This is a genomic window from Streptomyces sp. BV286 (assembly GCF_019090165.1).
Classification (GTDB): Bacteria; Actinomycetota; Actinomycetes; order Streptomycetales; family Streptomycetaceae; genus Streptomyces.
In genome coordinates this window covers 1-20,436 of record NZ_JAHRIB010000207.1, presented here as the reverse complement: position 1 = coordinate 20,436, position 20,436 = coordinate 1, and the positions used below count along the sequence as shown (strand labels likewise).

19 protein-coding genes and 2 pseudogenes are annotated in these 20,436 nt (G+C 68.6%); 13 read left to right on the top strand and 8 right to left on the bottom strand.

What is annotated here, in order from left to right:
- Nucleotides 1-139 precede the first annotated feature (139 nt).
- The gene (locus KUF83_RS38815) at nucleotides 140-850 is read right to left on the bottom strand and encodes a nucleotidyl transferase AbiEii/AbiGii toxin family protein (RefSeq protein ID WP_308403347.1); all 711 of its coding nucleotides are present in this window, start codon (nucleotides 848-850) and stop codon (nucleotides 140-142) included.
- The gene (locus tag KUF83_RS38810; RefSeq protein WP_217459807.1) at nucleotides 847-1,194 is read right to left on the bottom strand and encodes a hypothetical protein; all 348 of its coding nucleotides are present in this window, start codon (nucleotides 1,192-1,194) and stop codon (nucleotides 847-849) included. Before KUF83_RS38810 ends, KUF83_RS38815 begins: the two co-directional genes overlap by 4 nt.
- Nucleotides 1,195-1,307: 113 nt before the next feature.
- Between KUF83_RS38810 and KUF83_RS38805 the strand changes: the two are divergent.
- Both KUF83_RS38805 and KUF83_RS38800 read left to right on the top strand, forming a co-directional pair.
- Nucleotides 1,308-1,472, top strand: a pseudogene (locus KUF83_RS38805) (transcriptional regulator); the annotation flags it as partial.
- Nucleotides 1,473-1,917: 445 nt separating this feature from the next.
- Nucleotides 1,918-2,166 (top strand): hypothetical protein, encoded by a 249-nt coding sequence (locus KUF83_RS38800; RefSeq protein WP_217459806.1) that lies wholly within the window; start codon nucleotides 1,918-1,920, stop codon nucleotides 2,164-2,166.
- Here KUF83_RS38800 and KUF83_RS42405 read toward each other — a convergent pair.
- Nucleotides 2,121-2,501, bottom strand: a pseudogene (locus KUF83_RS42405) (ISKra4 family transposase); the annotation flags it as partial. The gene KUF83_RS38800 and the pseudogene KUF83_RS42405 sit on opposite strands and share 46 nt — an antisense overlap.
- Here KUF83_RS42405 and KUF83_RS42735 point away from each other — a divergent pair.
- The 3 genes from KUF83_RS42735 to KUF83_RS38790 all read left to right on the top strand — a co-directional run bounded on the left by KUF83_RS42735 (nucleotide 2,391) and on the right by KUF83_RS38790 (nucleotide 4,628).
- Nucleotides 2,391-2,789, top strand: a complete 399-nt coding sequence (locus tag KUF83_RS42735; RefSeq protein WP_302828604.1) for a DUF6262 family protein — start codon at nucleotides 2,391-2,393, stop codon at nucleotides 2,787-2,789. The pseudogene KUF83_RS42405 and the gene KUF83_RS42735 sit on opposite strands and share 111 nt — an antisense overlap.
- 125 nt (nucleotides 2,790-2,914) lie before the next feature.
- Nucleotides 2,915-3,961, top strand: coding sequence for a hypothetical protein (locus tag KUF83_RS38795; RefSeq protein WP_308403346.1), 1,047 nt, complete (start codon nucleotides 2,915-2,917; stop codon nucleotides 3,959-3,961).
- Between the two features lie 337 nt (nucleotides 3,962-4,298).
- The gene (locus KUF83_RS38790; RefSeq protein ID WP_308403344.1) at nucleotides 4,299-4,628 is read left to right on the top strand and encodes a helix-turn-helix transcriptional regulator; all 330 of its coding nucleotides are present in this window, start codon (nucleotides 4,299-4,301) and stop codon (nucleotides 4,626-4,628) included.
- 721 nt (nucleotides 4,629-5,349) lie between these two features.
- Here the strand turns inward: KUF83_RS38790 and KUF83_RS38785 are convergent.
- Entirely contained in the window at nucleotides 5,350-6,474 is a 1,125-nt protein-coding gene (locus KUF83_RS38785) for an FAD-dependent monooxygenase (protein WP_217459804.1), read from the bottom strand.
- 195 nt (nucleotides 6,475-6,669) lie between these two features.
- Here KUF83_RS38785 and KUF83_RS38780 point away from each other — a divergent pair, with 195 nt between their 5' ends.
- The 6 genes from KUF83_RS38780 to KUF83_RS38755 all read left to right on the top strand — a co-directional run bounded on the left by KUF83_RS38780 (nucleotide 6,670) and on the right by KUF83_RS38755 (nucleotide 13,661).
- Entirely contained in the window at nucleotides 6,670-7,548 is an 879-nt protein-coding gene (locus KUF83_RS38780) for a helix-turn-helix transcriptional regulator (RefSeq protein WP_217459803.1), read from the top strand.
- A 296-nt stretch (nucleotides 7,549-7,844) separates the two neighbouring features.
- The gene (locus KUF83_RS38775) at nucleotides 7,845-9,113 is read left to right on the top strand and encodes an MFS transporter (RefSeq protein ID WP_308403343.1); all 1,269 of its coding nucleotides are present in this window, start codon (nucleotides 7,845-7,847) and stop codon (nucleotides 9,111-9,113) included.
- A gap of 70 nt (nucleotides 9,114-9,183) precedes the next feature.
- Entirely contained in the window at nucleotides 9,184-10,206 is a 1,023-nt protein-coding gene (locus KUF83_RS38770) for an aldo/keto reductase (protein ID WP_217459802.1), read from the top strand.
- A 45-nt stretch (nucleotides 10,207-10,251) separates the two neighbouring features.
- Nucleotides 10,252-11,250 (top strand): aldo/keto reductase family protein, encoded by a 999-nt coding sequence (locus KUF83_RS38765; protein WP_217459801.1) that lies wholly within the window; start codon nucleotides 10,252-10,254, stop codon nucleotides 11,248-11,250.
- 62 nt (nucleotides 11,251-11,312) lie between these two features.
- Nucleotides 11,313-12,161 carry an aldo/keto reductase gene (locus KUF83_RS38760; RefSeq protein ID WP_217459815.1) on the top strand — a complete coding sequence of 283 codons (849 nt, stop codon included), beginning with the start codon at nucleotides 11,313-11,315 and terminating at the stop codon, nucleotides 12,159-12,161.
- 564 nt (nucleotides 12,162-12,725) lie between these two features.
- Nucleotides 12,726-13,661, top strand: coding sequence for an NADP-dependent oxidoreductase (locus tag KUF83_RS38755; protein WP_217459800.1), 936 nt, complete (start codon nucleotides 12,726-12,728; stop codon nucleotides 13,659-13,661).
- Nucleotides 13,662-13,871: 210 nt separating this feature from the next.
- On the opposite strand, the gene KUF83_RS38750 is transcribed toward KUF83_RS38755, so the two are convergent.
- The 4 genes from KUF83_RS38750 to KUF83_RS38735 all read right to left on the bottom strand — a co-directional run bounded on the left by KUF83_RS38750 (nucleotide 13,872) and on the right by KUF83_RS38735 (nucleotide 17,386).
- Complete coding sequence (locus tag KUF83_RS38750; RefSeq protein WP_217459799.1) at nucleotides 13,872-14,270, bottom strand: MerR family transcriptional regulator; 399 nt, start codon at nucleotides 14,268-14,270, stop codon at nucleotides 13,872-13,874.
- Between the two features lie 215 nt (nucleotides 14,271-14,485).
- Nucleotides 14,486-15,490, bottom strand: a complete 1,005-nt coding sequence (locus KUF83_RS38745) for a DJ-1/PfpI family protein (protein ID WP_217459797.1) — start codon at nucleotides 15,488-15,490, stop codon at nucleotides 14,486-14,488.
- A 91-nt stretch (nucleotides 15,491-15,581) separates the two neighbouring features.
- The gene (locus KUF83_RS38740) at nucleotides 15,582-16,292 is read right to left on the bottom strand and encodes an SDR family oxidoreductase (protein WP_217459796.1); all 711 of its coding nucleotides are present in this window, start codon (nucleotides 16,290-16,292) and stop codon (nucleotides 15,582-15,584) included.
- Between the two features lie 464 nt (nucleotides 16,293-16,756).
- Nucleotides 16,757-17,386 (bottom strand): TetR/AcrR family transcriptional regulator, encoded by a 630-nt coding sequence (locus KUF83_RS38735; RefSeq protein ID WP_217459794.1) that lies wholly within the window; start codon nucleotides 17,384-17,386, stop codon nucleotides 16,757-16,759.
- A 404-nt stretch (nucleotides 17,387-17,790) separates the two neighbouring features.
- Here KUF83_RS38735 and KUF83_RS38730 point away from each other — a divergent pair, with 404 nt between their 5' ends.
- Complete coding sequence (locus KUF83_RS38730) at nucleotides 17,791-18,564, top strand: SDR family NAD(P)-dependent oxidoreductase (RefSeq protein WP_217459792.1); 774 nt, start codon at nucleotides 17,791-17,793, stop codon at nucleotides 18,562-18,564.
- 398 nt (nucleotides 18,565-18,962) lie between these two features.
- A complete protein-coding gene (locus KUF83_RS38725) occupies nucleotides 18,963-19,256 on the top strand; it encodes a Dabb family protein (RefSeq protein WP_217459788.1) in 294 nt (97 codons plus the stop codon).
- Nucleotides 19,257-20,436 lie beyond the last annotated feature (1,180 nt).

Below are 20,436 nucleotides of genomic sequence, written 5' to 3'. Positions count from 1 at the left end.
GTGCGAGCAGAGCCGGGGACGAGGGCCTGTACGGCGCCCGAGAGCAGGAGCCGGAGGAGGCGGACCGGGGCGGGACTGTCACGCTGGCCTGTCACCCGAGCAATACTCAAGAGCTGGCCTCAGGTCATGCGTCCGGGCTTCACGGCCGCGTCGGCGCCGTCCTGCGCGGCGGAAGCGGGTGGTCCCGTGGGCAACGGCCGCTGATCGGCAACGGAGTCAAACACAGCGTTGGGCCCACTGGCGCAGTTGGGTGATGCGGGGGGTGTCCATGCATGCCGTACGCCTCAAACTCGGCGTCGCTAATCCATTCCAGGCTTTCCAGTCGGTCGTGGAGTTCGGTGAGGTCGAATTCTTCGGGGCGTCGCGCGGCGAGGGCTTCCAGCTCGGGAAGGGTGTAGAGGTGGCGGGCGGCGTGGACGTCGATGGCGTCGCGGGCGAGCCCCCGGTCGCCGAGAGCGCGTACTTTGGTGCCGATGAGGTCGTCCAGGTCCAGGACGGGGCCGATGTCCATGACGACAGGCGGGCGCCACAGCACTTCCTTGAGCAGGTCCACCTCGCAGGTGGCTTCCGTGGCCGGGTCGGTGGCGAGGAAGCGGGCCTTGAGCGGGGCCACGTCGATCATGGTGATCCGCCAGCCCTTCCCGGTGAGCGAGTCCACGATCTGCTCGATGATCTCTGTCATGCCGGCGGGGTGCTCGGTGGCGAAGTCGAGGTCCTGACTGGGCCGGTGAACGATGCCATGCGCCTGGACCGCATAGCCGCCCATCAACGCCAGACCGTACGGACGCCCAGCGGCCAGAGCGTCACCGAGGAGCCGCCGATGATGTTCGGGCAGGCCGTGCAGGCTCACGCGGCCGCCGCTGACCGCAACCGGGGGAAGCGGTCCTCCCACGCGCTGCGCACACCGCGGCCCAGCATCTTGCGCAGGACGGGCCACCGGCCTGCGAGCACTGCGGCGTCGAGGTAGCGGGTGTAGTCCTCGTGCCGGCCGTTGAGCAGGACGATCCGGTACATCCCCAGCAACAGCTTCTCGTCCCCGAGGTCAAACGTCTGCAGCCCCGACCACGCCAGATGCAGCGGAAGTGTCACCACACCACACACCGGGCCGGCGAGCTCCCCAAGATCACGGGGCAATTGGTCCGTGGCCGGTGCCCAGCGCGAGGACGCCACGGGGGCCGGTGACTTCTGGGCCATGATCCTCACCTTTGTGCATCCGGACCGGCATGATCTGACAGTCCCAGCCTAGTCTGCAGCGGCGAGGGTTGAAGCCTGACATGTCAACTGCCACTCGATCAGACCCTGCACGAGTGGGGTTCCGCACGATGAACGTCCGCCGCTTTGACCGCATCGTCGCCGTTTGGGCGGCCGGCGTTGACCAGGAGCGGGACAACGCGTGGGTGGATCAGGTTGTCGGCCTCGGCTCGCAGTGGGGCCAGTACGAATACGTCACCACTGTCGGCTTCGCCGCCTGAAGGAAGGTGTGGCCGGGGCTGCGGGTGAGCCACCGATGAGCAGTAGCTGCGGCGGCTGGCTCTTCTGCAACGCCCCGGGGACATTCCCGCAGGCGCGGGGCTGGTCCCAGGCAACGCGATGTCGCGGAAAATAGCGGAGGTCTGCTCCCCGCACCCGAGGGGGCCCGCGTCGAGGGTCTGCCGGGCCTCACGGATCTCCTGCTCCCCGCACCTGTGGGGGTGGCCCCGCGGACCACAAAGGGCTCCGAGCGTGGATCCGCTGCTTCCCGCATCCGCGGGGATGTTCGGCCGACTGTTGGCTCGTTCAGTGGCGGGCGACCGGCCCATGCCCACTTCGTGGAGCGGAGGGAGTCGCAGGACGCCCGGACTTTTCGGAGGAGTGCAGGGTCGGCCTGCCCGGCGATACCGAGGTGGGACACGCCAGTCTGCGCTTGGGGAGTCCTCGATGAGCGAACAGCCGGCACTTGCTGACCGCACCCGGCAGCAGCTGGAGCCCGTGGCCGCCGACGGGCTGCGCGCGTACGCGGCCAGGACCCGCGCGAATGCGGACCGGGCGGCCGCCCTGGAGGACATCGTCGAGACCGGGCTGCCTGCGGTGGAGGACTGCACGCCGTGGGAGGACCTGCGCGAGGCGCACCTTGCAGGCCTCGCTTCGTCCGCCGGGTGCACGTTGGACACGCCCCGGCTGCGATAGGCGATCCTGGTCACCCGCACCGACCCGAACACGCAGGTCAGCCAGCGGGGATGGCTGCTCTCCCGCCAGGTCCGTGCCTGTCCTTCCGGCCCGCGCACCACCGGCCGTCCCGCGCCGGTGCGGGACGCAGCTTCTTCTGCCCTCGCCCGCAGGTCGAGGTGATGCAGCATCAACTGCCGCAGCAGCTCGCGTCCTTGTTGTTCGAGTAGTTCTTCCAGTTCGTCATGGGCCAGGCTGTGCGCCGGGGCGTCGGCCAACGTCGAGACAAGGCGTTCGAAGGCATCACGGGAGGCCACGTACCCCTCGACGCGGCCGGAGAGCCGGTCACCTTCGATGCTGTCGCCAGGCAGGCGGGCGTCTCCCGGTCCTGGCTCTACGGCCAGCCGGACCTGCGGGCTGAAGTCGAGCGCCTGCGGGCAGCACACCGCCGAGCACCCGCCTCCCCGGTTCCAGCGCGCCAGCGGACCTCCGACGCCTCCCTCCTGCGGCGACTCGAAGCAGCGAACACCCGCGTTCGGCAACTCACCGAGGAGAACCGCCGCCTCCGCGACCAACTGGCCAGCGCACTGGGCGAAAAGCGAGCCGAGAGAATTACGCGAGACCAAGCGAGGGGACAACGATGAGTACCACTGACGAGCAGGACCGAGTACTGCGGGGACCCAGAACCGCTCTACAACGAGCCCGGCGGGACCAGGCGACGTGGGCGGACCTGGCCTACTGCGACGTTCAGGGCACCGACGAAGGCGCCGTGACCGACCGCAACAGAGCCACCCGCTTCGCGGTCCTGTGGGCACTGCAATACGACCGCCGCCCCCAGGATCTACCGCTCCTGTGCTTTCTCCTCCAGCAGCAGACCACCTACTACCGCGAGGCCGTCCCCTGGGGCATGGCATCCGACCTGACCCTGGCCGGGTTCCTGGTCGCTGAACACCGGCAGGTCGATGACCTTTGGCTGCACTGGGACGCCAAAAACATCAGCTTCGACACGGCCCTGGGCTACCACCTCTACCACCTCCTCACCGCAGGCATCGCCGCCAGCACCGAGGCAGTGCAGGCCAGTTCCCACCCTGACCGCGACCGCATCCTGGGCGACATCACATCGGCCCGCCACACCGACACAGCGGTCGGAGAATGGTTGGACCAGCAACGCGCACGATTCCCCGCTGACCCGGCTGACGAAGGGCTCAAAGCGTGGGCCCACCACGCAGCGCGCCTGGGCGAACGTGAGGCATCCCGCCTGTTCATGACCGAGTGGGCCGCCAGCGAGCCTCGAACCGGCGACACGCTCAACGCACTGCAGTTCCACCTCGCCCACCTCGGCTACCTCACCGAGGCGGTGGACGTGCAGAAAGAAGCCGTCGCGCTCAACGATTCGTGGTCGGGGGCGAAGGGGAGCAAACTGCTCACCCTCGCCCGACTGCAACGACGAACCGACGACTTCGCGGGCGCATGGCAGACGCTTCAGGAGGCCCAGCACGGACTTCCGCCCGACAAGCGCGGCATCGAGCAGGGCAAGTGGCGGCACTTCGTCAAGGAGTGCTTCCTTCTCGTCCCGAACGCACCTGACACCTCCACCGCGCAGCGTCTCCTCGCTGCGAGTGAGCAGGATTTGCAGGGGATTCCCCGACTCTGGATGGACGGAGTCCTCGACGCCGCCATCGCGGCTGCCGAATACATCGGCGATCCGCAGGCACTCCACCGATACGGCGAGCTCCAGCAGGTCGCGGCCCGCGAGCGAGCTCAGGAGGTCGGCCGGGCAACCCGTCCCTCTCCGTCTGGACCGGCAACCTCGTGAACCCCAGCACCCTCAGCACGCAGACGAGGCAACCCGTGAGAACTCGTGGCGGTACGTCTCGCGCTGATATCGATCGGTCAGCTGTCTTTCATGCTGCCGACCCGGCCAACTCCGCCTCGACAACATTCTCGTCCACGCGAACGCCAAGGTCACAGGGACGACGCTGGTCCGGACTCAAGATAATCCAGCACCAGGTCGGACACCGGCACGGGTCCACGACCGCGCTCTACACCTGAGTCTCGGACGAGTACCGAAACCGCCTGCTGGAGGCCCATCTGCAGCGTCAAAAGGTGCGGCCGAGCGCACGACGTCAGCGCACGACGAAGGGAAGTACCCGGTGACCAAGACCAAAGGAGTGCGCTGGAACCTGCGCAAACTGATGGCCACCCAGGACATGTTCCAGACCACCGAACTCGTGCCGCTGCTGGCCGAACGAGGCGTCCATCTGTCCCGGGAACAGGTCTACCAGCTCGTGACACAGCCACCCCAGCGCCTCTCGATGGACACGCTGGCAGCGCTCTGTGACATCCTGGCCTGCACCCCGAACGACCTGATCGAGGTTGTCGAGGTCCGCCAGCAGGTCGCCAAGCCCACCGCCACGGGGGAAACCGCGGTCGCGGCCCCGCCGACTCGCCGCACCCAGCTCCGGCGCTCAGAGGGACTGTGAGCCGACAGTCCGAAGGAGCCGCCGCGACCGCGACCCGTGAAGCCCTGATCGAGCAACTCCTGGCAGGATGCCCAGGGTTGACGCCGGAGACAGCCGCGGCTGTGATCGCTGATCTGGCACCTCAGGTCCGATTCGCAGCCCGCAAACACCTGGACGCCCACCCGGCCGCACTTACCAGCGGGGCCTCGGAAGCGATCGCCTCGGTCCAGGAAATCATCGGGCGCCTGATCGAGGCTGGCTACACGAGCGCGCGCCAGCCGGCCTGCACGCAGTGCGGCCGTCTGCGCTTCCTGGCCCACCTCGTTCCCGGCGGTCGGATCTGTGAAAGCTGCGGGACCGCGGCCCGATACTGGGCATCCGTCGCCGTCTGCCGCCGGTGCGGAAAGACCCGCCCCTGCCCGGCCCGCGGCGTCTGCCAGTCGTGGCGGCACTCCTCCATACGCCGCTGCGGAATGCGTGCGCCGCATGGACGTTCACGGCGGTCGCCCCATCAGCCGTCCTGCCAAGCAAGAGCCCTGAGGACGGACCGTTCAGGCGTCGAGGTGCCACATGCGGGGCCGGTGGAAGGGCAGGTCCGCGCGTACACGCAGTTCTCCGTCAAGCTCAGGTTCGCGCGGCGCAGGAGCCGGAGTGGCTGCAACTGCAACGGGTCTCCCAGGAGCTGCATGTCAGCGCCGGAGCGTCGATCTTCCTGGCACCGGATGGTCGGTCCGCTGGTCGGCTACACGAGCTGGCCGGCGAAGAAACGGCTGAACTGCTGTCCGGACTGGACCATGCTGCGAACCTGGGGCAGGCGCTTGCGCTCGTAGGCGGCGAGGGCCCGGTGCAGGGGAGTGCCGTGCCGGAGGCTGGATGCGATGGCCTCGGCGACGGCGTCGGCGTCTTCCATGGAGGCGGCGAAGCCGGAGCCGGTCATGGGGGTGGGGACGTGCGCAGCGTCGCCGACCAGGGCGATGCGCCCGTCGACCAGGCGTTCGGGGACGTACTCGGCGATCGGGGTGCCGAGGATGTCGCGTCGCTTCAGGCTGTCGAGGATGGCATCGCGCCAGGGTTCCGGCCACAGGTCGGCGGCCTCGGCCGTGAGCTCCTTGAAAGTGGCCTTGGGAATGTCGGCGGCGCGCAGGGAGTGCTGGACGACGGTGCCGCGGACGCTGCCCTTCTGCCTCAACAGGTCGTTACGGCTCGCGTCGTACCAGGCCCAGCCCATCCGGCGGGAGCCGGGCCGGATGGAGCCGCGGCGGCTCGCGAGGGGGTAGCCGAGGAGGACGTCCTCGCCGCCGTGGAGGATGTCGAAGCCGTGGGGGTAGAGGTGTCCGGGTGTGAGCGCGGACTCGTCGGCCACTCCGAGCCAGATCAGGTAGCCGGCGAAGGCGGCGTCCGGTTTGTCGGGGGCGATGGCGGCTCGGACCGTGCTGCGGTGGCCGTCGGCGCCGATTACCACCTCGCCGCGGTGGGTGCGGCCGTCCTCAGTGATAGCCCAGGCGGCGTCGGCGTCCTGGCCGACGTGGATCACGCGGGTGCGGTGGTGCACGGTGATGCGTTCGTCGGCTTCGGCGGCGGCCCGTAGCCGTTGGTGGAGAAGGTCCCAGGGCTGGATGCCGGAGGTCACCGAGCGCAGCGGCACCGAGCCCGGTGGCGGGGATGCGCCGCCGGTGAGTCGCGTCAGCAGGTGCTCGTCCACCCCGCCCAGCGAAGCTCCGCTGCGAGGGAAGGAGCCCACCCGCTCCAGCAGGGTGACCTCGATCCTGGAGCGAGCCAGTGCGAGGCCGGTCATCAGCCCGGCCAAGGAGCCGCCGACGACGACGGCCCTGCTGGCCCTGGCCGTCTGCCGGGGCACATGTGACATGTGTGTTTTCTTCTCCAAGATGTTCCCCTGTCCTTTCATGTCGTCTCCGTCTGGCCAGGGATGGCCCTGTCTCCGGGAAGTCCGGCAAGTCCGGTCAACCCATCAGAACCGGACGAGAAGGGGTGGGGGAGTCTCTGTTGTGAGGGGTAACAACAGGGTCCCCCACCTTCGGCGACGCCTCCCTACGCTGTCCGCATGGACAACCAGGAAGAAGTCAGCGCATTTCTGAAATCACGCCGCGCTAAAGTCACCCCGGAGCAAGCTGGCCTGCCGGTGTACGGGCAGCGGCGGGTGCCCGGGCTGCGTCGCGGTGAGGTCGCGATGCTGGCCGGGGTGAGCGTCGAGTACTACACGCGTCTGGAGCGCGGCAACCTCGCCGGGGCCTCTGACAGCGTCCTGGACGCCCTCGCCCAGGCCCTGCGTCTGGACGACACCGAGCGGGATCACCTGTACGCCCTGGCGCGGGCAGCCGGCACCGGTGGGGCTCGGGCCCGGCGCCGTCCGAAGAAGGCGACCGTGCGGCCCAGCGTGCTGCGCATCGTCGAGGGCCTGCACGACCAGCCCGCGTACGTGCGCAACAACCGCATGGACATCCTGGCGGCCAATCCGCTCGCCCGGGCCCTGCACTGCGAGCTGTTCGAGACCGAGCCGGTCAACACCTGCCGGTTCGTCTTTCTCGACCCGCGGGCCACCCGGCTCTACCCCGACTGGGAACGGGTGGCCCGCGAAGGAGTGGGGGTGCTGCGGGTCGAGGTCGCCAAGAACCCCTACGACCGTGAGCTGTCGAACCTGATCGGTGAGCTGTCGACCCGCAGTGACGCCTTCCGCACCATGTGGGGCGCGCATGACGTACACGTCTTCACCGAGGGTACGAAGCGGTTCCTGCATCCGGCGGTGGGCGAGATGGAGCTCGTCCACGAGACCTTGGACCTGCCCGGTGACCATGGTCTGTCCATCACCGTCTACAGCGCCGATCCCGGGACACCGGCCGCTGACGCCCTGAAGCTCCTGGCCAGCTGGGCCGCCACCCAGCAGCGGGAAACGGCCGCAGAGCGGTCCGGCACCGAGGGCTAACACCAGGACCGATTCACACGCCGGTCCGCGCCCGCCCGCACTCGTATGACCGTCGCCGCCTGCTGCGGCACCCGGCTCCTGCCTCCGCTGCGCCCTGCGCCCACGCACGGTTCCGGCACGAGGGGGTCCCTGGCGTTACCCCTCACGAGCGTGACTGTTTGCCGCAGGCCGCAGCTGGTTCCGTAGATCTCGGCGGGATGTGAACGCCCCCGCCGGTACGTCCCCATGGCACGGCCGCCACCCCCGGTCGCTCTCCAGGGACCGCCGCACGTGCCATCCGATCGAAAGGATCTTCGGTGACTTCCGCCGCGTCCCCTTCCTCCACCACCCGGCAAGGCCGCCCGGCCGACGCTTCGCCGGAGCACGACGGCAGCGCGCCCGTCCCCGCCGGAAAGGTCAAGCTGCCGCCGGTGGTGTGGCTGCTGGGTGCCATCACCTTCATCATGGGCACCAGCGAGATGATCGTCACCGGCCTGCTGCCACAGCTCTCCGGCGCCCTTGGCGTGAGCGTGTCCAGCGCCGGGATGCTGATCACCATCTTCGCCGTCGGCATGATGATCGGCGCGCCCGTGATGTCCCTGGCCACCCTGCGCCTGCCGCGCCGCAACGCGTTGATCGCCGCCCTGCTCGTCTTCGCAGCCGGCCACATCGTCGGCGCCCTGAGCTCCAGCCTGGGGCTGGCCCTGATGGGCCGGTTCGCCGCTGCGCTGGGCAACGGCACCTTCTGGGCCGTGGGCGCGGTGATCGCGACCGCCGCCGCCGGCCCGGCCGCCAGCACCCGTGCCATGGGCGTCATGGTCGGCGGCACCACCCTCGCCAACGTCGTCGGCGTGCCCCTTGGCACGGCCGCCGGCCAGCTGTCCGGCTGGCAGACCCCCTTCTGGGTGCTCGCCGCCCTCGCTGTGGCCGCCGCCGCCGTGATCGTCCGCCAGCTGCCCGCCGACCGCGGCGGGGCGGACAGCACTCTGCGTGCCGAGACGGCCTCGCTCAAGCACCCGCGCCTGTGGCTGGTGTACCTGGCCATCGCGCTCATCCAGGGCGGCATCATGGCCGCCTACAGCTACGTTGCCCCGCTGCTGACCGACCGTGCCGGCCTCGCCGCGGCGGCGGTACCACTGGCCATGCTCGGCTTCGGCGCCGGCGCGCTGGCCGGCACCACGCTCGGCGGACGCCGCGGCGACAGCAAGCCCTACGGCACCCTCATCCCCGCCACCGCGGTCGCCGCCGCGATCCTGGCCGCGATCACCCTGTGGGCGACCAACAGCGTCGTGGCCGTGGTCCTGGTCGTGCTGCTCGGCGCCGCCGGCTTCGCGACCAACCCGGTCGTGGTCGGTGAGGTCGTCCGCGTCGCCGGAGCCGGCCGGGCCCTGCCCATGGCGCTGGCCACGTCCGCGTTCCAGGTCGGCATCGCCCTCGGCTCCTGGATCGGCGGCGCCGCCCTCACCTCCGCCCTGGACCTGCAGGGGCCGCCGCTGACCGGCATGGTCCTCGCACTGCTGGCGCTGGTGCCGCTCGGCCTGCTGGCCGACTCACGGCGCAAGACGGCTTCGGCGACGCAGGGCTGACTGGGGAACACAGGAGCCTGCCCCGCCCCGCTTCCCAACCCGAAAGACCGCATACCTCTTGGAGACCCTCATGGAACAGCGTCTACTCGGCCGCACCGGCCTGTCCGTCAGCAAGATGTGCCTGGGCGCGATGATGTTCGGGCCGTGGGGCAACTCGGACCCCGAGGAGTCCACCCGGATCATCCACGGCGCGCTGGACGCCGGCATCAATTTCATCGACACCGCAGACATCTACTCGCACGGCGAATGCGAGGAAATCGTCGGCCAGGCCATCAAGGGACGCCGCGACAACATCGTCCTGGCCACCAAGTTCCACAACCCGATGGGGGACGACCCGAACCAGCGGGGCAACTCCCGGCGCTGGATCATGCGGGCCGTCGAGGACTCGCTGCGCCGTCTGCAGACCGACTACATCGACCTCTATCAGGTCCACCGTCCCTCACCCGACACCGACATCGAGGAGACCCTGGGCGCCCTGACGGACCTGGTGCGCCAGGGCAAGGTCCGCTACCTCGGCTCCTCGACCTTCCCCGGCAGCCAGATCGTCGAGGCCCAGTGGGCCGCCCGGGACCGCCGTCTGGAGCGGTTCGTGTGCGAGCAGGCTCCGTACTCCATGCTGGTGCGAGGCATCGAGGCGGACGTTCTGCCGACTGCGGCCCGCCACGGTATGGGCGTGATCACCTATAGTCCGCTCGCGGGCGGCTGGCTGTCGGGGCGCTGGCGCCAGGACGCCGACGTGCCCACCCCTTCGCCGGCCCGGCAGCGCCTGACCGACCGGTTCGACATGTCCCTGCCGGTCAACCAGCGCAAGCTTCAGGCGACCGAGGCCCTGGCCCACGTGGCCGAGGACAACGGGATGACGCTGATCGAGATGGCGATCGCTTTCGTCTTCAACCACCCTGCGGTCACGTCGGCGATCATCGGCCCGCGCACGCTGGACCACCTCCTGTCGCAGCTGTCTGCCGCCGACGTGATCCTGACTGCGGAGGTCCTGGACCGCATCGACGAGATCGTCACCCCGGGCACGGTCATCAACCCGGCCGACAGCAGCTTCCTCAACCCAGCCCTGCAGACGGCCGCACTCCGCCGCTGACCTGCTATCTCCCTCCCAAAACGACCACTAACGCAAGGAGTGACCATGCGCTACCGCAAGCTCGGCAGCTCGGACCTTGAGGTCTCGGAGATCTCCCTGGGGTCCTGGCTCACTTACTCCGGCGGCATCGAAGCCGATCAGACCCGGGCCTGCACCGAGGCGGCGTTCGAGGCGGGCATCACTTTCTTCGACACCGCCAACGTCTACGGACAAGGCGCCGCGGAGACGGCGTGGGGCGAGATCCTCTCCTCCCACCCCCGTGACTCCTACATCCTGGCCACCAAGGTCTGGGGTCCGATGTCCGACGACCCGGCCGACCAGGGTCTGTCTCCGGCGCAGATCTCCAAGCAGATCGACGCTTCCCTCACCCGTCTGAAGACCGACTACGTCGACCTGTACCAGGCGCACCGCTTCGACCCGGCCGTGCCGATCGAGGACACCATCGAGGCGTTCCAGAAGGTCGTCGAACAGGGCAAGGCCCGCTACCTCGGTTTCAGCGAGTGGACTCCCGAGCAGGTCCAGGCCGGCATCGACATCGCCGGGCCCGAGCTGTTCGTCTCCTCCCAGCCGCAGTACTCCATGCTGTGGCAGGCCCCCGAGGCTGAGGTCTTCGGCCTGTGCGCGGCCAGCGGCATCTCCCAGATCGTGTGGTCCCCGCTCGCGCAGGGCGTCCTGACCGGCAAATACAAGCCGGGCCAGCCTGTCCCCGAGGGAAGCCGCTTCGCCTCCGCCGACATGGGGGGCTCGAAGGACCTCGTCTACAGCGACGCCACCCTCGAAGCGGTCCAGCGCCTCGTTCCGATCGCCGAACAGGCCGGGCTGAGCATGCCCACCCTGGCGCTGGCCTGGGTCCTGCGCCGCAGCGAGGTCGCCTCCGCCATCACCGGCGCCTCCCGCCCCGAACAGGTCCACAGCAACGCCGCCGCCTCGGGCGTGGAACTCTCCGCCGACCTGCTTGCCGCCGTCGACCGGGCGCTCGGCGACGCTCCCGTCACCGAACCCACCCTCGCCCCAGCCGCCCAGACCGGCATCAAGCACCGCTGACCCGCACCGTCCCAGCCCACCCAACCGACCAGCAACAGGAAGCACTACCGATGACCGTGCAGATCCCCCAGGTCACCCTCAACAACGGCGTGCAGATGCCGCTCCTCGGCTTTGGCGTCTTCCAGATCCCCGACGACCAGACGCAACAGGCGGTCGAGGCCGCACTCGAGGCCGGCTACCGCCTCCTCGACACCGCCGCGGCGTACGAGAACGAACGGGCCGTGGGCCGGGCCGTCGCCGCCAGCGGCGTCCCCCGCGACGAACTGTTCATCACCACCAAGCTGTGGATCCAGGACTACGGCCAGGACAGTGCCAAGAGGGCCTTCGACCGCTCCCTCGACCGGCTCGGTCTCGACCACCTCGACCTCTACCTGCTCCATCAGCCCTTCGGTGACTACTACGGCGCCTGGCGGGCCCTGGAGGACCTCAACCGGGACGGCCGCACCCGGGCGATCGGGGTCAGTAACTTCTACCCCGACCGGCTCGCCGACCTCATCGCCCACAACGAGATCGTCCCCGCGGTCAACCAGATCGAGACGCACGTATTCTTCCAGCGCTCCGACGACCACAAGCTGATGCGTGAACACGGCGTCCAGCACGAGTCCTGGGGACCGCTCGCCGAAGGCGGCCAGGGCTTCTTCGACAACCCCGTGCTAGTCGACATCGCCCGCGCCCACGACAAGTCCGTCGCCCAGATCGCCCTTCGCTGGCTCATCCAGCGCGAGATCGTCGTGATCCCGAAGTCGGTACGGCCCGAACGCATGGCAGCAAACCTCGACGTCTTCGACTTCCAGCTCACCGAGGACGACATGGCACGCATCACCGGCCTGGATACAGCCCGCAGCCACATCTTCGACCACCACGACCCCGAAAAGGTCACGTGGCTCGGCGGGGTGCGGTTCGACACCTGATGCCTCGCCGCGCCTCACTCCCGTAGTCCCACCTCAGGTCCCCCCGGCCATCAGATGGTCGGCAGGGGGGACTGCCAGGCCCGGAGACGCGGATCGCCGCTCCGCGGTCCTGCAGCCGCTTTCACAGGAGGAACCAGCATGCGCCTTGGCTTCACTCACGCCGAGCCAGCCGCAGTCTGGGAGGCGTTCGCGGACCGCCTGTGCCGAAGCCTGGCGGGCAGCTTCAGCTTGGCGCCCGCCCCCGCCCGGGGTGCCTCCATGCAACCCCTGACTCTTCGAAAGAGTTCAACACGCTGAACTTGACAGAGAACTGCTCTTCCCTGTCGAGTCCTGCGTGTCGTCCCTCCACCCCGCTCTACTCGACCGAGGGCTTGGACCATGGAGGAGAACCAGCTCGGCGTGCTCGGCCTCATGCCGAACGCTGCCCGACTTGCACCTGACGTTGGCGTCAGGTTTTAGCGTGGTGGCTGTTGGCGCTCCGCAGCTCCCTGCGGACATCGCCTTTCTACGTCAGCGATCTTCCGCGTCTGCTGTGAGCAGGTGCGACCGACAGCAGGAGTACTCATGCGCGCAGCTGTTTACCGTTCGCTCGGCGGCCCGGACGTCGTCGAGGTCGCCGAGGTCGACAAGCCTGTTCCGGGCCTGAGCGAGATTCGTATCAAGGTCCAGGCGGCCGGGCTCAATCCGACCGATGTGGCGGCTTGGAGCGGGGGCTTCTTCACCGCTCCGCCGGAGGGGGTCGCCTATGGCCTCGGCTGGGATGTCGCCGGCATTGTCGACGCCGTCGGCCCGGGGATCCACTGGAAGCCCGGGCAGCCTGTCATCGCGTTCAGCCACGGCTTGCCCCTGGGGCTGAACCGGGGCCAGGCCGAGTACATCGTGGTTCCTTCCCAGTCGATCGCCGCGGCGCCCGCCGGTGTCGACCCCGTCCACGCCGCCACCATCCCCCTCAACGGCCTGACCGCCGCCCAGTCCGTCGAACTGCTCGGCATCCAGGCGGGCCAGACCGTGCTCATCACCGGGGCGGAGGGAGCGGTCGGCGGCTACGCGGTGCAGCTGGCCAAGCGCCGGGGAGCCGTGGTTATCGCCAGTGACCTCTCGTCCGACGGCGAGTTCGCGACGAAGGTGGCGGGGGCCGACGTATACGTGCCGGCGTCGCAGCCGCTCGTCGAGACCATCCGCACGGTGCGCCCCGAAGGAGTCGACGCCGTTCTCGACACAGCCAGGCTGGGGCAGACCGCCATCGGTGCGGTGGCGGACGGCGGCAGGTTCGTGACCACACGGCTCGACGCCCTGCCCCAGACCGAGCGAGGCATCCGGGTCCTCCTGACGCAGGTCGGCCCGGACGCAGCGACGCTTTCGACGCTGTCCGATCTGGCCGCGGCCGGACACCTGGCGCTGCGCGTGGCCGAGACCTACCCGCTGCAGGATGCCGCGCAGGCATACGCCCGCATGATCAAGGGCGGGCTCCAGGGGCGTGTCGTCCTCACCATGGACTGAGCGCGACGCCCACCCTCTCGTACGACGGCCTCTGTCCCGGCTGGGACAGAGGCCGCCGCTGTCCGGTACCGGACGCACAGGCCGCGGCGAGGCCGTGCAGCCAGGCGGATGACGTTTCGCGCGCGGCGACCCCACCGAGGCGACGATGGGGTCGGTAGCTGAGGCGGTCTTGGCGCACACCACTGATGAGTGGTGTGCGCCAAGACCGCCTCAGGCGGTACTGGCGGCGATGCCGCCGCGTACGGGGTGGCTGTGGTGCGGGTGGCTGGGGTCCGTCGCCACCGCGATGATCTCGTCGAGGCGGGCCCGCACTGCTGTCAGGTCGCCGATCTGGCGGTCGATGCGGGCCCGTTCGGTGATGAGGCTGTCGCTGAAGCCGACGGGCGAGGGGCCCTCGTTCATGCACCGTGGCAGGACCTCGCGGACAAGCCTGCTCGCCAGGCCGGCGGCGTACAGCTGCTGGATCATCCTGACCCGGGCGACCGCGCCGTCCGGGTACTGCCGCTGCCCCCCGCCGGTACGGGTGGCGCCGAGCAGCCCCTGCTCCTCGTAGTACCGCAGCGCCCGGACGCTCACCCCCGCCTGTTCGGCGACCTCTCCGATCCGCATCGCTCCTCCTTGCCGGTTCAGCATCGTGTCAGAGTTGCAGCTGACGTTAGTGTGAGGTTTCAGCGTAGCTGACGTCGTCATCACGGTCCTTTCTTCTTGTCCGGCAGCAGCGTGCCGGATCACGGTCGATCAGGTGGACATGCCGATCTGGCGCATGCCATCCGTGGATGGCATGCGCCAGGTCTGTGGTCCCGGCGGTGCCGGGAGAGTGAGGGTCAGTGGCGGGGCAGGAGGGTGCGCAGACGGGCGGCGTGCTCGTCGATGGCCTGGGGGCCGTTGCTGGTGAGCAGGCGGACGCCTTCCTCCCAGATGACCTTGATGGCGGTCGGGTTGGTGGTCGTCTCCACCTTGTAGCCGGCGCTCCGGAGGGCTTCGTCGATGAAGTAGCCCATCCGCACCTTCTTGCCGGGGATCTTGAGGTAGCCGTTGCTGAGGACGAAGAGTTCGGCGGACTTGGCGACCGTGGTCACCCGCACGCCGTTGAAGGCGTGGTCGAGGTCGGTGATGACGGTGCCGTCAGCACCCACCCGGTACTTGGCCGAGGCCATGGCGATGGGGGCGTGGCAGATCAGCGAGATCAGCACCTGGTTCTCCCGCAGGGTGTGCAGGAGTTCGCCGAGCCAGGGGTTGTCGACGAAGTCGACCATGGGAGCGTGGCCGCCGGGCATGTGCACGAAGTCGAACGCGCCCAGGTCGAAGGCGTCCTCGGGGTCACGGTGTCTGTGCACGAGCTGCTCGATGGACAGGTAGCTGTGCTCCGGCAGGTCCTGCATCGACTTGATCAGGTCGTCGCGCAGCACCACGACTTCCTTGTCGCTGCCCGGCAGTGTCTCGGAGACGGGCAGGCGGCCCAGGTAGCGGCGGGCGAGGGCGAGTTCGCTGTCCCGGCGGGCGACGAGTCCTGGCCGTTTGGCACGGAAGGTGTCGACATCGAAGCGGAACGCCTGCGCAGCGGTGGCCGAGACCGTTGCGGAACTGAACTTGTCCGCGGCGTGCATCGACAGGGCCAGGCCGTTGATCTCCAGCTGCGGGACGAGCCCGCCGGGGGTGGTGAAGGTGAACTCGTACTCGTCACCGAATTCCTTGAGAATCTGCGCCAGCTCGACCAGATAGAACCCGGTGGAGACGCCGGGGTGGTCTGCCGGTGCGGTGAGCGGCAGAAGAGCAGCCGACGGGACGACGATCAGTGCCTTGGGCCTGGACGAGGAGGTGGCGTTCATGGCGGGCCTTCTTTCGCTGTGCGAGCTGGGGGAATGGAGGGCGCACTTATCGGTCACGGACCGTCACGCCGTGGTGAGTGATCCTTGGATGTCAGGCGGCGGGCGCGGCCGGTGTGTAGACCACGGCGGGGTCCAGAGCCAGGTTGGCCTTGGCCCGCGCGGACAGCGCGTCGGCGATGACCTCGGACTGCTTGGCCTCGACCCCGTCGAGTGCGGCCCTGACAACGTCGGCCGGATCGTTCTTCTCGAACGGCTGACCTTTAGCCATGTCGGTGTCGGTGGGGCCCAGATACAGGCCGGTGACCAGGGTGTTCTGACCGGACAGTTCGAGGCGGACGCTGTTGGTCAGGCTCCACGCGGCGGCCTTGGCCGCGCTGTAGGCGCCCCAGTGCTCGGAGGGGACCCAGGATGCGACCGACAGGACGTTGACGATCGCCCCGCCGCCACCCGCCTTCAGGATCGGGGTGAAGGCACGGATCATGTGCAACGGTCCGTAGTAGGCGGTGTCCATTTCCAGTTCGATCTGGTCCAGGTCCCCGTTGACCAGGTCATTGATGGTGATGATGCCGGCGTTGTTGACCAGCAGCGTCACGTCCGAGGCGGCTTCCGCCACGGCGGCGACGGAAGCCGGGTCGGTGATGTCGAGTGCCAGCACCTCCGCTCCGGGCAGATCAACGCTCTCGGGGTTGCGTGCGGTGGCGTACACCTTCGTCGCTCCCCGCTCCAGCAGCTGGGTGACGAAGTGGCGGCCGAGGCCGCGGCTCCCACCGGTGACAAGGGCGACGGAGTTGGCGATGTGCATGGGGGGTGGTCCTTCACGTAGGTATGCATCGTCGGGAGCGCCCTGATGGGCCCGACAACAGCCACGCTAGAACCTCACGCTAACGTCAGGTGCAAGTCTTTTCCGGGTGAGACCTCCGCGAGAAGACAGACGCCGCTGCCTCACGGTGATCCCCGCGCCGTCGCGCGGGCGGGCGGCGGCCGACCAGCAGCACCAGGCCGGAGTCGGGCCGGGTGGCTTCAAAGCCTGGCCTGGGTGCGGGATTCGGAATGCTTGTCCGCCCCCGGCCTGCGGTGACTTCCGTGCGGCATGGACGCGACGGCGGCGCGGGGCGTATAGAGCTGGGCGAAGGTGGTTTCCTCCCAGCTGCATGTCCGTCGATCCCCGCCGCCCAGCGTCTCCTCCAGCCCTTCGCGCTGTCGACTGCGGTCGTGATCGTCGTTCGCGCGCGATTCTTCTCGAGGCTCGTGAGCCGCAGGATCACCTCATGTTGTGCCATGCCGGGCGTCGGTGGGGTGGTGGGTGACGAGGAGTTGCCAGGTCAGTTCGGCCATCTCGTTCGGTGTGCGGGGGCTGTCGCGTTGGAGCCAGTCGGTGGCCACACCGAGGAGTGCCCCGGCGGTGAATGCGGCGGGTACGTCGTGGGGGATGTCGGTCGTCGAGACGCTGTCCGGCGCAGCGCCGGCGTTGAGGCGCACGGTGACGTGGACGTTGGCGGAGATGCGGCTGCGGATGTGGTCGATGACGCGGGCGCTGCCCTGTGGTCCCAGGAGGCTGCGGTAGAGGCCGGCGTGTTCGGCGAGGTTCTCGAAGAACGCGACGAGTGATCGGGCGGGTTCCGCATCCGGGGCCGCCGGAGCGGGGTCGAGGGCGGGGAGGGACTCGATGAGGGTGTCGATCGTCGCGGTGCAGGCGGCCTCGGCCAGTTCGTGCACGTCCCGGTAGTGGTCGTAGAAGGTCGTGCGGTTCACCCCGGCCTGTTCCGCCACGTCCGCGACGCTGATTTGCCCCAGGTCCTGCTCCTCGACGAGCTTGATCAGTGCTCCCTGCAGGGCTGCGTGAGTACGCCGTACGCGGCGGTCGCCTGCCGGTGCGTTCCGTCGGGACGTGGTCATGGCCCACACTCTACCCAACCGACAAGTGTTGGTTTTCCGACGAGTGTCGGATACTGTGTTATCTGAAGTAGAGCTTCCGGTCGAATGACGAACCCCCATGAAGCTCACCGTGGACGAAGCCAAGTGGGCGCCAGGCAGTGCGCCCTGATCGCCCCGACGTCTTTGATCACCGGGAAGAGGGAGACATCGTCGTACTGCTGACCGAGGCTCCCGGGGGACTGGAGGAGGCAGCCCTTGGTACCGCAGGACTGATCTGCCCCGCCGGGTTCCGCCCGCAAGGGGCTGAGAGCGCGGACGACGGTCCCCAGTTCGAGATTGCGGGTCGACATCAGACCCGCAAATCCCCCACGAGGCGTTACCAGCAGACGATCGCTGCGGCGCCGGAACAGACAAGGAGTAGTGCAATGCAGGGACTCAACACAAAGCGCATCGTCGTCGCCGGAGGGGCGTCCGGGATCGGCGCGGCCACCGCCGAACGGCTCGCGGCCGAGGGCGCGGCGGTCGTGGTCGGTGACGTCAACATCGACGCGGCCGAGGCCACCGCCAAGCGCATCACCAGTACGGGCGCAACGGCTTTCGCCGTCGAGTTCGACCTCGCCGATGAGCGTTCGGTTCGTGCGCTCGTCGACACCGCCGTCTCCAAACTCGGCGGCGTCGACGGCCTCTACAACGTCGCCGCCGACGTCTCGGCGGGGACCTTGGGCCGTGACGGCGATCTGCTCGACATGGACCCGGCTGTATGGCGGCGCACCCTGGAAGTGAACCTGATCGGCTTCGCGCTCACCAGCCGCGCAGTCCTTCCCCTCCTGCTGGAACAGGGCGGTGGTGCCATCGTCAACACCTCCTCCCTCGCGGCGCACGTGGGCGACCACCAGCGCGCGGCGTACCAGACAAGCAAGGCGGGGATCAACGCACTCACCCGTCACATCGCCTCCCGCTGGGGCAAGCAGGGCATCCGCTGCAACTGCGTGTCTCCCGGAGTCGTCCTGACCGAATCCGCGCAGACGATGGCTCTGAGTCCGGAGGCGCTGGAGTTCACCCGCATGACGCTTCCCAGCCCCCGCTTCGGCAAGCCGGAAGACCTGGCCGGCATCGTGGCGTTCCTCCTGTCCGACGACGGCGAGTGGATCAACGGGCAGGTCTGGTCGGTCAACGGCGGCGCGATGCTCCGCGAGTAGCGACCACGAAGCCCTGCAAGCCCTTGGACCTTCTCGCGGTGTTGACCGTGAGGTTGAGACAGGTCTTGGCCCAGTCGACGAGGGTGCCGGCGCAGGCGCGGTCGGGTACAAGTAGTTGCGCTCGAAGTCCGCGCAGTCTGCGGTCGCCGTTCCAGGCCGCCCGCGCTCGCGTCGACCAGGTGGGCCGCGAAGACGGCGCGGCCCTCAGCCTCCAACGCGTCCAGCCCGTGGTCTTCGTGCTGTACGTGATGTCACGGACCCGGGAAACGCCGTCGGCTACGTCCAGACAGGGTTCGAGGGCATCTCGAACCCGGCTCAGTCCGTCGGCAACTTCTTCACCTGGCTCGCTGACCAGGCTGAGTAGCCCCCCACCCCCTTATGCCCCTCCTGGAGCTCATATGATCCGCCACCTGATCCTCTTCAAGCTCAACGAGGGCGTCGAGCGCGATGACCCGCGTGTCATGAAGGGTGTGGACGCCCTCCGCGCGCTCGACGGCAGCATCAAGGAGATCCGCTCCTGCGAGCTCGGCTGGAACTTCACCGACCGCCCCATCGCCTACGACTTCGCGGCCAACTTCACGTTCGACGACGTGGACGCGCTGCACACGTACTTCGACCACCCGGACCACCAGGCGGGCGTGGCGCTGTGGCGCGAGACCGCCACGTGGATCATCGCCGACTACGAATTCTGAGCCGTCCGCCGAACTCTCGAAGGGTACGGCCGCGCCTTCCCGCGACGCACTCGCACGGTGCGGGCCTTGTACACCCGTTGCGCCTCCCGTCTTGAACTCTCGCTCAATAGCCGAAGCTGATGTGACGCCTGGTGCGACGAGCGTGAGATGCAGCGGACCGAACGGCCTGAGGGCGGTGCCGGGGCGGGGAGTCCCGCAGGTGCCGACCGGGATCAGTGCTCGGTGTCGGCCTCAGAGACGGCCGCGTCCCGGTGCTGGCTCGCTGCCCGTGCCCCGGCTGCGGTGGCCGGGGGGTCTGCTTCTGTGTTGCCGCCTGGGGGTGGTAAACCCACTGTCGGATGCACGAAAATCTATGTTGGCCAGAGTAGACATTGGGTGGCTGTGTGGTTATGGTTTCTCTCGTAGCCGAGATCGGGCAAGTCCGGCAGAGACGAACTGCCGGTCAGTGGTACGTAGTTCGCAGGACGGTGCGGTGGTGGAGTTCCGAAGCCAGAGCGGTTGCAGGACGGCGACAGGACTGACGGCCGGACCGGGCGGCCCGCAGTGATCAGGGGCCGCCGTGAGCAGGACCGCAGGAGCAGTACCTGTCAGTGCATTTCGCAGGATCCAGCAGTGCAGTAGGAGAGCAGCACCTCGGTGAAGGCGCCGGCTGCGGGCGCGCGCACCGGGAAGTTCGGCAGTGGGGTTCTAAGCCAGAGCAGACGCAGGACGGGCGACGGGGCTGGCTGCCGGAGCGCGGCGCTGTCACAGGCCGCCAGCAGTTCGCATCACCAGCAGTACCAGCATCACCGGCAGTAACAGCAGTACGCAGTGCCGGCAGTTCGCAGTGCCAGCAGTTCGCAGTCCCCGTTGGGAACGGTTGTTCAGGAGGGATGAACGGAGGAGCTTCGGCCATCAGGATCGCCCGGGCGGAGGATGTGAGCCCGGGTACCGCAGGACATCGATAGTGAGGTGGTCTCCGGTCCAGCAACCGCGATCCCCGCATGCCCGGCCGCATCACAGTCGGGTCTGCGGAAACAGAAGGCCGGCGCAGCACTGAGGCCGGCAGATGGTGAAGCAGTTCCTTCGGGGCCTTGGTGCCATACGGCACCAGGGCCCCTCAGCCTGTTGTACAGAGAGGTGAGATGACAGCAGACGATTCATTCGGCCGTCTCGATGACGACGACTACCCCGCCTACAC